The organism is Acidovorax sp. LjRoot118, from assembly GCF_964253575.1.
In the GTDB taxonomy this organism is placed as follows: domain Bacteria; phylum Pseudomonadota; class Gammaproteobacteria; order Burkholderiales; family Burkholderiaceae_C; genus Acidovorax.
The window spans coordinates 6,959,676-6,973,104 of the sequence record NZ_CAXURB020000001.1 but is presented as its reverse complement, the minus strand read 5'-3'; the positions used below and the strand labels follow the sequence as shown (position 1 = coordinate 6,973,104).

Annotated in this window: 10 protein-coding genes; 3 read left to right on the top strand and 7 right to left on the bottom strand. The window is 67.4% G+C overall.

What is annotated here, in order from left to right; translation table 11 throughout:
• Positions 1-620 (bottom strand): TorF family putative porin (locus ACSQ9E_RS32765; protein ID WP_436220164.1); only part of this gene is annotated, 620 nt, incomplete at its 3' end.
• A 184-nt stretch (positions 621-804) separates the two neighbouring features.
• On the opposite strand from ACSQ9E_RS32765, the gene ACSQ9E_RS32760 reads away from it, so the two are divergent.
• The gene (locus ACSQ9E_RS32760) at positions 805-1,782 is read left to right on the top strand and encodes a magnesium and cobalt transport protein CorA (protein ID WP_436220163.1); all 978 of its coding nucleotides are present in this window, start codon (positions 805-807) and stop codon (positions 1,780-1,782) included.
• 49 nt (positions 1,783-1,831) lie between these two features.
• Here ACSQ9E_RS32760 and ACSQ9E_RS32755 read toward each other — a convergent pair whose 3' ends face one another.
• Both ACSQ9E_RS32755 and ACSQ9E_RS32750 read right to left on the bottom strand, forming a co-directional pair.
• On the bottom strand, positions 1,832-2,800 hold the full coding sequence (locus ACSQ9E_RS32755) for a tripartite tricarboxylate transporter substrate binding protein (RefSeq protein ID WP_057202438.1): 969 nt from the start codon (positions 2,798-2,800) through the stop codon (positions 1,832-1,834).
• 117 nt (positions 2,801-2,917) lie between these two features.
• Positions 2,918-3,349, bottom strand: a complete 432-nt coding sequence (locus ACSQ9E_RS32750) for an Lrp/AsnC family transcriptional regulator (RefSeq protein WP_305742352.1) — start codon at positions 3,347-3,349, stop codon at positions 2,918-2,920.
• Positions 3,350-3,473: 124 nt separating this feature from the next.
• On the opposite strand from ACSQ9E_RS32750, the gene ctlX reads away from it, so the two are divergent.
• Both ctlX and ACSQ9E_RS32740 read left to right on the top strand, forming a co-directional pair.
• Positions 3,474-4,400, top strand: coding sequence for a citrulline utilization hydrolase CtlX (gene ctlX, locus ACSQ9E_RS32745; protein WP_436220162.1), 927 nt, complete (start codon positions 3,474-3,476; stop codon positions 4,398-4,400).
• Positions 4,401-4,481: 81 nt separating this feature from the next.
• The gene (locus tag ACSQ9E_RS32740) at positions 4,482-5,375 is read left to right on the top strand and encodes an SMP-30/gluconolactonase/LRE family protein (RefSeq protein WP_436220161.1); all 894 of its coding nucleotides are present in this window, start codon (positions 4,482-4,484) and stop codon (positions 5,373-5,375) included.
• Between the two features lie 16 nt (positions 5,376-5,391).
• On the opposite strand, the gene ACSQ9E_RS32735 is transcribed toward ACSQ9E_RS32740, so the two are convergent.
• From ACSQ9E_RS32735 to uvrA, 4 genes are all read right to left on the bottom strand, one after another.
• The gene (locus tag ACSQ9E_RS32735) at positions 5,392-5,739 is read right to left on the bottom strand and encodes a hypothetical protein (RefSeq protein WP_436179852.1); all 348 of its coding nucleotides are present in this window, start codon (positions 5,737-5,739) and stop codon (positions 5,392-5,394) included.
• A 149-nt stretch (positions 5,740-5,888) separates the two neighbouring features.
• On the bottom strand, positions 5,889-6,389 hold the full coding sequence (locus ACSQ9E_RS32730; RefSeq protein WP_436179853.1) for a hypothetical protein: 501 nt from the start codon (positions 6,387-6,389) through the stop codon (positions 5,889-5,891).
• A 216-nt stretch (positions 6,390-6,605) separates the two neighbouring features.
• On the bottom strand, positions 6,606-7,313 hold the full coding sequence (locus tag ACSQ9E_RS32725) for a hypothetical protein (RefSeq protein WP_428003404.1): 708 nt from the start codon (positions 7,311-7,313) through the stop codon (positions 6,606-6,608).
• Positions 7,314-7,536: 223 nt separating this feature from the next.
• Entirely contained in the window at positions 7,537-13,413 is a 5,877-nt protein-coding gene (gene uvrA, locus ACSQ9E_RS32720) for an excinuclease ABC subunit UvrA (protein ID WP_436220160.1), read from the bottom strand.
• Between the last annotated feature and the right edge of the window lie 16 nt (positions 13,414-13,429).

Below are 13,429 nucleotides of genomic sequence, written 5' to 3'. Positions count from 1 at the left end.
CCCAGCGACAGGCCCGAGCCGAAGTCATAGGCACCGCCGACGCTGTAGTCGATGTAGTTGGGGGCCACGATGTCACCGCCGAAGCGCGTGTAGCCCACAGCGGCCTTGAGCGTGATCTTGGGCGCCACTTCCTGGGCGAACGCCAGATTCAGGTAGCCGGTGTTGCGGCCCTTGAAGCCAGGACCGGCGTAGGCAAAGTAATCCTTGGACAGGGTGTGCGAGTACTTGGCCGTCACGGGGCCGAAGGTGGCGGCGCCATAGACTTCGGTGGTGTTGCCGTTGCTGTTGCCGGGGTAGATGTAGGTCAGGGCACCCACGTCCAGGTCGACGGAGCCGGCCTTGAACTTGTAGCCGCCGTAGATGTCGGACTCGATGGAGTTGCCCGAGAGCCAGTCGACGCTGGAGTTCCAGTTGCCGACGTAGAAACCGGATTCGCCGAAGGCGTAGTCGAAGCCGCCCTGGATCGCGGGCTTGATGGCCCGGGCCTTGGAGACATCCTGGTCCTGGCCACGGAACTTGTAGTTCGAGGTCAGGGTTACGCTGCCGGTGAGCTGGGCGCTGGCCAGCAGGGGAAACGCGGCCAGCAGGGCAACAGCGAAAGGGGTGCGGGGAAATTTCATGGAGTGCAATCAAACGCAGATGGACAGGGGCTTGAGCGTAGGCAGGCGCCCATAAAGACCGCATAAAGACTTCGGCACCTGGCGTAAAGCTTTTGCCAGAAATGCCGCCCAGCCACCCGCGCGTACGCACCGCCATGCGATGCAATGGCAAGATCGTTGCCATCCCCCTGCGCCCGGAGCCGACATGCTGATCAACTGCGTTGTCTATGAAAACGGAACCAAGCTTGCCGACATCCCCGTCAGCGAGATCGGCGAGCACATCGCCTTGCCCAATTGCTTCGTCTGGGTGGCCCTGCACGATGCCACCGAACAGGAGCTGGCCAAACTGCAGCAGGCCTTCCACCTGCACCCGCTGGCCATCGAGGATGCCCAGCACGGCCACCAACGGCCCAAGGTGGAGGAGTACGGCGACTCGCTCTTCGTGGTGCTGCACCTGCTGGAGATCGATGGCCTGAACGCCACGCCGGCGCGCATCGGCGAGCTCAATGTCTTTGTGGGCAGCAACTACGTGATCTCGGTGCGCAACCGCAGCGAGCAGGGCTTCACCGACGTGCGCCAGCGCTGCGAGCGCGAGCCCGAACTGCTGGCCACCGGGCCGGGCTTCGTGCTCTACGCGCTGATGGATGCGGTGGTGGACCGCTATTTCCCCGTCATTGACGCGCTCGAAGTCGAGCTGGAGACCATCGAGCAGCAGATCTTCTCGTCCCAGGGCGAGGCGCGCGGCAGTGTGCAGCGGCTGTATGCGCTCAAGCAGCGGCTGACGGTGCTCAAGCATGTGGTGGCACCGCTGCTGGAGAGCGCGGGCAGGCTGCACGGCGGGCGCGTACCGCAACTGTGCAACGCCTCGCAGGAGTATTTTCGCGACGTGGTGGACCACCTGGGCCGCATCAACGCCTCCATCGACACCATCCGCGACTCCATCGGCACGGCCATTCACGTCAACCTGTCGATGGTGACCATCGAGGACGGCGAGGTCGTCAAGCGCCTGGCCGCCTGGGCCAGCCTGTTCGCGGTGTGCACGGCCTTCGCCGGCATCTGGGGCATGAACTTCGAGCACATGCCCGAGCTCAAGTGGCGCTATGGCTATGCGGCGGCCCTGGCCGCCATCGGCGCTGCGTGCGGTTTCCTGTACTACCGGTTCCGCAAGGCCGGCTGGCTCTGACCCTCTCTGCGCCAAAGGTGCAGAGAGGGTCAGAGCCACCGCCTTCGGGTCAGGACGGCTTGGCCAGCCCCAGCTTCTCGACCAGCGCTTTCTCGCGTGCGAAGGTGTCCTGCGCAAACTTCTGGTAGGCCGAGGTGCTCATGTACATGGGCACCATGTCGTAGCGGGCCAGGGCCGTGCGGTAGCTTTCCTGCTCCATGGCCTTCTTGAAGGCGTCGTGCAGGCGCTTGACCACGGCGTCGGGCGTGCCCTTGGGCGCGCCGATGCCGAACGGCGAGTTCTGCACCAGGTTGAGTCCAAGCTCCTTGAGCGTGGGCGCATCGGGGAACTTGGCCAGGCGCTCGGCCCCCCAGGTGTTGAGCACGCGCAGCTTGCCCGCCTCGACCTGCGGCGCAAAGCCCGTGGAGTCGGCCGCGGCCATGATCTGCCCGCCCAGAATGGACTGCATCAGGTCGGCGCTGCCCTTGTAGGGCACATGCAGCAGTTCCAGCCCCAGTTGCTGGGCAATGAGCTCCATGGTCAGGTGCGGGCTGGTCATGGTGCCGGTGGAGCCGTAGCTGAGCTTGCCGGGATTGGCCTTGGCCCAGGCCACGAAGTGCGTCCAGGTCTTGAGCTGCGAGTCGGCGGGCACCACCAGGCCGAAGGCGTAACCCGTCACGTTGAGCACGTAGGCGATGTCCTTGACCGGGTCCCAGTTGATCTTGGTGGTGTAGGGCAGGCGGAACACACCGAGCGGAATCTGCGCCACGGTGTAGCCATCGGGCGCCGCGCTTTGCAATTGCTGCGCGGGCAGCGTGCCACCGGCACCGGGCTTGTTTTCCACGATCACGGGCTGGCCCAGGATCTTGCCGGCGCTATCGGCCAAGGAGCGCATGGTGATGTCGGTGGGCCCGCCCGCAGGGAAGGCGATCACGAGCTTGATCGGCTTGTTCGGAAAGCTCTGGGCACGGGCCAGCAAAGAGGCGGGCGCGGCCACTGCGGCGGCACCCCACTGGATGATCTGGCGGCGGCGTTGCATGGTGGGATCCTTGGAAGACATAGATCCCTGCATTGGACTGCACTCCCGCCTGCATGGGCATGCAGGAAACTCCCTAGCTCCTGTCACCAATGAGGCACTCCCCTTCTACAGGCACTGTCACGCCTTGTAGGTAGACAGCAGGATGCTGGTCTCCGTATTGCCGATACCCGGCGTGAGGCGAATGCGCCCGAGCGCCATGTCGAAGGCCTCCAGGCTCTCGGCCCGCACCTCGGCCACGATGTCCCAGCGGCCATTGGTGCTGTGCAAGGTGCCTACCGCGGGCTCGCCGCGCAGCGCGCGGATGACCTCGGGCGCGGCATTGCCCTCCACGGCGATGCTCATCCAGGCCCGTATGCGCTGGGGCTCCGAATCGGGGCGCAGGCGCACGGTGTAACCGGTGATCACACCGCTGTCCTCCATCTTGCGCAGGCGGTTCTGCACCGTGCCGCGCGATACGCGCAGCTTTTGCGCGAGCACGGCCACGGGGGTGCGGGCATCCGTGCGCAGGATGCCGATGATTTCGCGGTCGGTGTCGTCAAGATTGCTCATAGTGATTCAGTGGCGTGGCATTGCGCCAATTTTCAGCGCATTTTGCCCAGTCTGATGGCTGTTGTGTAGCGCCGGCTCCCGGGAGAATTTCCGCTACCGCCCGCCATCCACCCGCCTGACTTCCATGCCCCAGCCCTCCGCCCAAGCCCCTGCCGCCGTCGTGATGGTGCGCCCGCACCGTTTTCACCCCAACCCCGAAACGGCGGCCGACAACGCCTTCCAGTCGCGCGCGGCCCAAACGCGCGACGCCGTCGCCCGCAGCGCCCACACCGAGGTGACCGCCGCAGCGGCCCAACTGCAAGCCGCCGGTGTGCGCGTGCACCTGTTCGACGACACCGGCGAGCGCGATGCGCCGGACGCGGTGTTCCCCAACAACTGGTTTTCCACCCACGCAGGCGGGCATGTGGCCCTGTACCCCATGTTCGCCGAGAGCCGCCGGCGCGAGCGGCGCGCCGACGTGATCGAGATGCTCAAGGCCGAATACCGTGTGCAGGATGTGATCGACTACTCGGGCCTGGAGCAGGACGGCTTGTTCCTCGAAGGCACCGGTGCCATGGTGCTCGACCACATCGCGCGCGTGGCGTACACCGCGCAGTCGAACCGCGCCAACCCGGTGGCGCTGGAGCGCTTTTGCACCCACTTCAACTACGAGCCCATGGCCTTTGCCACGGCCGATGCGCAGGGCCGGCCCTGCTACCACACCAACGTGATGCTGTGCATCGGCACCGACTTTGCGCTGGGTGGCTTCCACCTGATCAGCGACCCGGCACGCCGCAAGGCCGTACGGGATCGCCTCGCCGAATCGGGCCGCGCGCTGGTGGAGCTGAGCGCGCAACAGATCGGGGATTTCGCGGGCAACGCACTGGAACTCTCGGGCGCACAGGGCCGGGTGCTGGCGCTGTCGGCGCGCGCAGCGGCCAGCCTCACCGCCGAGCAGAAAGCCGTGATCGAGCGCAGCGCCGCCCTGCTCCCCCTGGCCGTTCCCACCATCGAACTCGCTGGAGGTTCGGTGCGCTGCATGCTGGCAGGCATCCACCTGGCGCGCAGGTGACAGCCTCGCGCTCCATGCGGTCTAGGATGAACGGCGCCGCAGGATCGACCCAACCACAACGACCGCAGGAGACACGACACCATGGCCACTGCCTTTTCCACCCTGATATCGGGCTACAGCTTTCTTGAGGCGCCGCGCTGGCGCGACGGCCGCCTCTGGCTGTCGGACTTCTACACGCACCAGGTGATCGCCACCGACATGGCGGGCCAGGTGGAAAAGATCACCGAGGTGCCAGGGCAGCCCTCGGGCCTGGGCTGGCTGCCAGATGGGCGGTTGCTGGTGGTCTCTATGCGCGACCGCCGTCTGATGCGCCTGGAGACCGACGGCACGCTGGCACAGCACGCCGACCTGTCGACCATTGCCACGGCCAACACCAATGACATGGTGGTGGACCGGCATGGCAATGCCTATGTGGGCAATTTCGGCTTCGACCTGATGAGCGGCGCCACGGTGAGCACTGCGCGCCTGGCGCGGGTGGCGCCCGATGGCACCGTGAGCGTGGTGGCCGACGGCCTGTTCTTCCCCAACGGCGCGATGATCACGCCCGACGGCGGCACCCTGATCGTGGCGGAGACGCTGGGCAACCGGCTCTCCGCCTTCAGCATAGCGGCCGACGGCAGCCTGGGGCCGCGCCGCGACTGGGCCACGTTTGCCCCCGCGCCCGAGGGCCAGGAGCTTTCGGCCGTGATGGCCCAGCTCAAGGTGGCGCCCGATGGCGCAACGCTCGACGCCGAAGGCGCCGTCTGGGCCGCAGACGCCCTGGGCCACCGCGTCCTGCGCGTGGCTGAAGGCGGCAAGGTGCTGGCCGAGATTTCCACCGGTGACATGGGCGTCTACGCCTGCACGCTGGGCGGGCCGGACGGCAAGACCCTGTTCCTGTGCACCGCCCCCGACTTTGCCGAGCATGCACGCAAGGCCGCCCGCGAAGCCGCGATCTGGACCACCCAGGTGGATGTACCCGGCGCAGGCTGGTAGCAAGCCCAGGCCCTGTTCAGCGCGGCGGTGCCTCGGCGTGCAGCTGCGCGTCACAGCCCACCCCGGCGGCAATCGAGCGCCGGGCCCACGCGGCCATGGCCCGCACCAGCCAAGGATGGGTAAAGCCGGTCACCCCGCCCGGATCGGCCACCATGCCGCACAGATAGCGGCCCTCGCCATCGCTCCAGCGCAACGCTGCGCACGCGCCGGTACGGCGGCGCGACACCAGCACACCCAGCGGGCAGGGCTCCGCCAGGCAGCACAGGCCGCAGCCATTGCAGGGCGCACCCTGTGCCGGCTTGGGCGGCGCCTCGGGGTGCAACCACACCACTTGGGGCGACGAATAAGGAGGCGAGGGCAGCATGGGGGTGACAAGGGAATGCCACTCCATTGTGACGGCGTTGCCGAAAAAAAGAGACCCCGTCCACCACCAGGATGAACGGGGCCAATGACCGGTGGGAGGGGACTCGCCGGCCGAGGGGGGAAACAAATTAGAGGAGGATGGTGCGCGGGTCAGCAGCCGAAAGGACGGTTGGGGCGCATGGGAATGACGCCGCTGACCTGCAGGGTGTTGCCCGAAGCGTCGGTGGCCGTGAGCGTTTTGCTGGTCAGGCGCACCTGGTTGGCGTCACGCGCTACCGCGGTGTCCACCGGGTCGCCATTGCTGTATTCCTTGCCGGCAAATGTCACGAAGATCTGGTGCAGGCCGGTGGCATCAGGGCGGTAGCGCACGTCACCGAAGGCGGTTTCGCTGGAGCCCACCTTGTTCGCACCATCGAAGCGGAAGGTGCACAGCTCGGGTACCGAGCCCACGGGGTTTTTCTTGTCGACCTCGGTCAGGTTGAGTGCGCCGTTGCCATACACGCCATTGAGCCCAGGCAGAGTGGCGTTGCCCACCGTGAGCACGCCAGGTTCGTTGCTGGGCGTGGGATCGTCGCTGTTGCCCCCACCGCAGGCGACGAGCAGCGCGCTGGCGGCAGCAATCGCAGAACAGGTCTTGAGAAGGGTGTTCATGGCGGGCAGCTTTGTCTAGTGTTGGTAGCGCCATCGTAGGAGCGAGTTCCCACCGGCGACGTGCGCCAATGCCCATGCCCTGCGTAGGATCTGCGCCTACAGGCACGCCACCCATGCAACAAAAAAGCCCGCTTCCCATAGGGAGGCGGGCCAACAAGCCGGTAGAGGGGGCAACCGGGAATCCCGGTGCGGGCAGGCGATGTCCGCGCCACCAGGTCAGCAATTGGCATTGCGGGTGGTGTGCAGGGGAATGATGGCCGTCAGCTTCAGGGTATCGGTGGATCCGTCGGTCGCCGTCATGGTCTTGCTGGTGAAACGCACCAGGTTGCCCGAGCGGTCCACCAGGGTGTCCACGGAGTCGCCGCTGGCGTATTCCTTGCCGTTGAAGGTCAGGAAGGCAAAATACAGACCGGTGGCCGAAGGGCGGTAGGTGATCTTGCCGAAGGCGGTGGAAACGGCTGGGGCCGCGTCAGTGAGCGAAACGGGTGCGGTGATGTTGCCCACCACAGCGGCCTGCGTGGTGGACGCAGCAACGATGGACACAGGCGTGCTGGTCGTGCCCACCGTCGCGGTACCGGTCGTCCCCGTGGCGGCGCTGGCAGTGGCGGTAGCGTCCACCTTGTCTGCTCCCTTGAACTGGTAGGCACACACGGCAGGCTTCACACCCATCGCTTGCTGGTAGTACACCTCGGTCAGCGTGAGTTGCCCGCTGCCGTAAACGCCGTTGAGGCTGGGAACGGTTGCATCGGTGACCGTCAGAACGCCGGGCTCGGTGCTGGGATCGGGGTCGGCGGCGAGGGCGACTTCGCTGCTGCTGGTGCTGCTGAAACTGCCGCTACCGCCGCCACCGCCACCACCGCCGCAGGCGGTGAGCAGTACGGATACGAGGGCCAGGGCAGTCAGGGTTTTGGTGTTTGAGGTCATGGCAGTAGGCGGGTAGTTAGGGGTGGATCAGGGCTTTTGGGCTTGGCGCCTATCCGCCGTTACCCATGAAACGAAGAGTAGGTTTTCCGCCTTCTTCGCCACGTGCGCCGAGTTCCGCGCCTACCGTAGGACGTCACCCAACCCACGCGTGGGCCCTGCCCTTGTCTCCTGTCCCCATCCCAGCCCCTGCGTCAGAGGCCCGCGCACTGTCCCCTCAACCCCCTCAGCGCGCCAGCACCGGCGCCAACGCCACCCCCGTGTGCGTGCCCATTTGCACCACCGCTTCAGGCGCCGCGGCGGCCACGATGCGGCCACCCTCCTTGCCCCCTTCGGGTCCCAGGTCGATGATCCAGTCGGCCTCGGCGATCACGTCCAGGTCGTGCTCGATCACCACCACGCTGTGCCCGCCATCGACCAGGCGGTGCAGCACGCGGATGAGCTTGTCCACGTCGGCCATGTGCAGGCCCACCGTGGGTTCGTCGAGCACGTACAGGGTGTGCGGTGCCTTCTGCCCACGGCGGCCCACCTCGTCGCGCACCTTGGTCAGCTCGGTCACGAGCTTGATGCGCTGCGCCTCGCCGCCCGAGAGCGTGGGCGAAGGCTGGCCGAGCGTTAGGTATCCCAGGCCCACGTCCTTGAGCAATTGCAGCGGGTGCGCAATGCTGGGCATGGCGGCGAAGAAGTCCACGGCTTCGTCCACCTCCATCTGCAGCACGTCGCCGATGCTCTTGCCACGCCAGGTCACGGCCAGCGTCTCGGGGTTGAAACGCGCGCCATGGCAGGCCTCGCAAGGCACTTTCACGTCGGGCAGGAAGCTCATGGCGATGGTGCGGATGCCCTGCCCTTCGCAGGTCGGGCAGCGGCCCTCGCCGGTGTTGAAGCTGAAGCGCCCGGCGGCATAACCGCGCGCCTTGGCCTCCAGCGTCTCTGCAAACAGCTTGCGGATGGTGTCCCAGAAGCCGATGTAGGTGGCGGGGCAGGAGCGTGGCGTCTTGCCGATGGGGGTCTGGTCCACTTCCAGCACCCGGTCCACCGACTCGAAGCCCGCCAGGCCCGTGCAACCCACCAGGGCCGGGGCCTTGCCCGCATCCATGGCGTCGCGCCCGGCCTTGGTCGAGCGCTGCTGCACCCAGGCCTGCACATTGGTCAGCAGCACGTCGCGCGCCAGCGTGGACTTGCCCGAGCCGCTCACGCCGGTGACTGCCACCAGGCGGTGCAGCGGCACGGTGGCCGTCACGTTCTGCAGGTTGTGCAGGTGCGCGCCATGCACGGTGAGCCAACGGATTGCGGCTCGCGCCTTGGCATCGTCCAGCGCCTGTGCAGTGAGCGCTGCGGCCTGCGCGGCGCGCTTCTTCACCGCCGCGCTTTGCCGGCCCTTGGGCGTATCCACGGGATCGCCCAAGGCGGCATCGGCTGCGCTCAGCGCGCTCGGCAGCATGCTGCGGCGCAGCTGCAGCGGGTGCTTCATGGCGTGCAGCAGGTAGCGGCCGGTCTGCGAATCTTCGGCGGCCGTGATGTCGGCTACGCTGCCCTGCGCCACCAGGCGGCCGCCGCGCTTGCCCGCGCTCGGGCCGATGTCGATGATGTGGTCGGCACGGCGGATGGTGTCTTCGTCATGCTCCACCACCACCAGCGTGTTGCCCTTGTCGCCGAGCTTGTGCAGCGCGTTGAGCAAAATCTGGTTGTCGCGCGCATGCAGGCCGATGGTGGGCTCGTCGAGCACGTAGCACACGCCCTGCAGGTTGCTGCCCAGCTGCGCCGCCAGGCGGATGCGCTGCGCCTCGCCGCCCGAGAGCGTGGGGGCGCCGCGGTCCAGCGTGAGGTAGCCCAGGCCCACTTCTTCGAGGAATTCGAGCCGGCTCTTGATCTCGGGCACCAGGTCGCGCGCAATGTCTGCCTCGCGCCGGCTCATGCCGCCTTCGATCTGCAGCGTCTCGACCCAGCGGCGCACGTCGGTGACCGACAGGGCCGCGATGTCGGTGATGCCGATGCCCGCAAAGCGCACGGCGCGCGCTGTGGGGTTCAGGCGCGTGCCCTGGCAGCCGGGGCAGGCGGTGTCGGCCAGGTCTTCGACCTCGGGCTCGGCAAAGGTCTGCTCACGGCCTTTTTCCTTGTCGTCCTGCACCGAGTCGTCGAAGACCTTGCGCTGGTCCTTGGTGAGCTTCACGCCCGTGCCTACGCAGTCGGGGCACCAGCCGTGCTTGCTGTTGTAGCTGAACAGGCGCGGGTCGAGCTCGGCATACGAGGTGGCGCACACCGGGCAGGCGCGCTTGGTCGAGAAAGCCTGCAGCGTGCCGATGGCCGCCGTGGGCGTGCCGGCGACCATGGCCTCGCGCAGTCCTTCGAGGCTGCTGAGCACGTGCACCACGCCTTTACCATGCGTGAGTGCCTGGGCCAGCGATTCACGCAGCAGCGCCTCGCCCTCGGCCGACACGTCGATGCTGGCCACAGGCAGCTCGATGGTGTGCTCCTTGAAGCGGTCGATGCGCGGGAACCCGGTGGTCGGCAAAAAGTTGCCATCCACCCGCAGGTGCGTGAAGCCGCGCGGGCGCGCCCAGTCGGCCAGCTCGGTGTACACGCCCTTGCGGTTCATCACCAGTGGCGCCAGCAGACCGATATGCTGGCCGCGGAAAGTGCGCATCAGCTGCGCGGCAATGCTCTCGGGCGTCTGCGGCTGCACGGCCGCGCCGTCCTTCACGCAGTGCTGCGTGCCGAGCTTGACATACAAAAGGCGCAAAAAGTGCCAGACCTCGGTGGTGGTGCCCACGGTGGACTTGCGCCCGCCGCGCGAAAGCCGCTGCTCGATGGCCACGGTGGGTGGGATGCCGTAGACGGCATCCACCTCGGGCCGGCCCGCCGGCTGCACAATGCTGCGCGCATAGGCGTTGAGCGATTCGAGGTAGCGGCGCTGGCCCTCGTTGAACAGGATGTCGAACGCCAGCGTGGACTTGCCCGAGCCGCTGACCCCCGTCACCACGTTGAAGCGGCCGCGCGGGATGTCCACGCTCAGGTTCTTGAGGTTGTGCTCCTTGGCGTTGATGATTTCGATGGCGTTCTTGGCGGTGTTGGCCTGGCCGGTATAGGCCAGGCGCTGCTGGTTGCGCAGCACCGCCGCCTTCTCGTGCACAGAGTGGCCACCGGCACCCAGGGTCAGCTCGTAGTCGCGCAGCGCCTGGCCGGTGTGGGAGGTGGCGTGCTGGCGCACGTCCTCGGGTGTGCCCTCGGCCACCACCAGGCCGCCGCCGTCGCCGCCCTCAGGGCCCAGGTCGATGAGCCAGTCGCTGGCGCGGATCACGTCCAGGTTGTGCTCGATCACGATCAGCGAGTGGCCCGCGTCGATGAGCTTGCGCAGGGCGCGCATGAGCTTGGCGATGTCGTCGAAGTGCAGGCCCGTGGTGGGTTCGTCGAACAGGAACAGCGTGCCCTTGCGCGCAATGGCCTGGCGCGACTTGGCCGCCGTGCGCGCCGCCTCGGCCAGAAAGCCAGCGAGCTTCAGGCGCTGTGCCTCCCCGCCCGACAGCGTGGGCACGGGCTGGCCCAGGGCCACGTACTCGAGCCCCACGTCGACAATGGGCTGCAGCGCACGGATCACGTCGCGGTCGCTGGCGAACAGGTCGGCGGCTTCGGCCACCGTGAGGGCCAGCACGTCGGCCACGTTGAGCGCGCGGCCGCCGCGCTCGATGGTGATCTCCAGGATCTCGGGGCGGTAGCGCTTGCCATCGCAATCGGGGCAGCGCAGGTACACGTCGGAAAGGAACTGCATCTCCACATGCTCGAAGCCCGATCCGCCGCAGGTCGGGCAGCGCCCATCGCCGCTGTTGAAACTGAACTTGGCGGCGGTGTAGCTGCGCTGCCTGGCCAGGGGCGCCACAGCGAACAGCTCGCGGACGCTGTCCCACGCGCCCACGTAGCTCACGGGGTTGGAGCGCGCAGTCTTGCCAATCGGCGACTGGTCCACGAACACCACGTCCGACAGGTGGTCGGCGCCGAGCATGCGGTCGTGCGCGCCCGGCGAATCGGTGGCCTTGCCGAAGTGGCGCAGCAGCGCGGGGGCCAGCACGTCCTGGATCAGGCTCGACTTGCCCGAGCCGCTGACGCCGGTGACGGTGACCAGGCGCTGCAGCGGGAACTCCACCGACACATCCTTCAGGTTGTGCTCGCGCGCCCCTTCGAGCACCAGGCGCGGCGTGGCCTCGGTCACCATGCGCTTGAAGCCGAAGCCCACGTGCTTGCGCCCGCTCAGGTAGGCACCCGTGAGGGTATCGGCATGGCGCAGGTCGGCCGTGGTGCCGTCGAACACGATCTGCCCGCCCAGGCGGCCCGGGCCGGGGCCCATGTCGATCATGCGGTCGGCCGCGAGCATCACGGCGGGGTCGTGCTCGACCACCACCAGGGTGTTGCCCGCATCGCGCAGGCGCAGCATGGCCTCGGTGATGCGGTGCATGTCGCGCGGGTGCAGGCCGATGCTGGGCTCGTCGAGCACGAACAGGGTGTTGACCAGCGAAGTCCCCAGCGCGGTGGTCAGGTTGATGCGCTGCACCTCGCCGCCGCTCAAGGTGCGGCTTTGCCGGTCCAGCGTGAGGTAGCCGATGCCCACGTCGCACAGGTATTTGAGGCGCGTGGTGATCTCCTCGAACAACAGCTTGAGCGCTTGGGCATCGCCTTCGTTGCCCTGCCCGCCAGCGGCCACGAAGTCGATGCGGTCGAAGAAGCGCCGCAGCCGGTCGATGGGCAGCAGCATCAGGTCGTGCAGGCACAGGCCCGGCAAGGCTTCAAGCTGGGCGCGGCTCCATTGCACGCCCTCGGGCATGAAGCGCAGGCCGGGCTCGAGCACTGCATCGGCCGCGTCCTTGCTGCCGATGCGCCACTGCAGGCTCTCGGTCTTGAGGCGCGCCCCGGCACAGGTGGGGCATGGGGTGTAGCTGCGGTACTTGGACAGCAGCACCCGGATGTGCATCTTGTAGGCCTTGCTCTCCAGGTACTCGAAGAAGCGCTTGATGCCGTACCACTGCTTGCTCCACTGCCCGTCCTTGTAGCCGGGCGTGCCGCCGATGACCCATTTCTTCTGGTCCTCGGTCAGCTTGTACCAGGGTGTGTCGCGCGGCACACCTGCCGCCTCGGCGTGGCGCATGAGGTCGTCCTGCGCTTCTTTCCACGCCGGGGTCTGGATGGTCTTGATGGCACCGGCGCGCAAGGTGAGCTTGTCGTTGGGGATCACCAGCCCATAGTCCACTCCGATCACGCGGCCAAAGCCGCGGCAGGTCTCGCAGGCGCCCACGGCGGAGTTGAACGAGAACATCGACGGGATCGGGTCGCTGTAGCGCAGGTCGCTGTCGGGACAGTGCAGCCCGGTGGAAAAGCGCCACAGTTCGGGCTCGGCCTCGGGCGCATCGGCCAGGCGGTAGACATTGAGGCGCCCGGTGCCGCGCTTCAAGGCCACTTCGATGGCCTCGATCACACGCGCCTTCTCGGCATTGCCCAGGCGGAAGCGGTCGGCCACCACATCGAGCAGCTTGCGCGGGCCGGTGGGGGTGGCCACCTCGCGCTCGGCCTGCACCTTGGTGAAGCCGCTGGCCGACAGCCACTGCTCGACCTGCTCGGCCGAGGTGTTGGCAGGCAGTTCGACCGGGAAGGTGAGCACGACGCGCGGGTCACCGCCTGTGGCGCAGCGGCGCTGCAGCTCGGCGTAAATGGTCTCGGGGCTGTCGTGGCGCACCGGCTGGGCGGTCTCGCGGTCGAACAGCTGGCCGGCGCGCGCGAACAGCAGCTTCAGGTGGTCGTTGAGCTCGGTCATCGTGCCCACGGTGGAGCGCGAGCTGCGCACCGGGTTGGTCTGGTCGATGGCGATGGCCGGCGGCACGCCTTCGACCTTGTCCACGGCCGGCTTGTCCATGCGGTCCAGGAACTGGCGCGCATAGGCGCTGAAGGTCTCCACGTAGCGCCTCTGGCCCTCGGCGTACAGCGTGTCGAACACCAGGCTGGACTTGCCCGAGCCGCTGGGCCCGGTGACGACCGTGAGTTCCCCGGTGCGGATGTCCAGATCCAGGTTCTTGAGGTTGTGCTGGCGTGCGCCGCGAATACGGATCAGTCCCTGGGTCATGAAGGCAGTCTTTCGA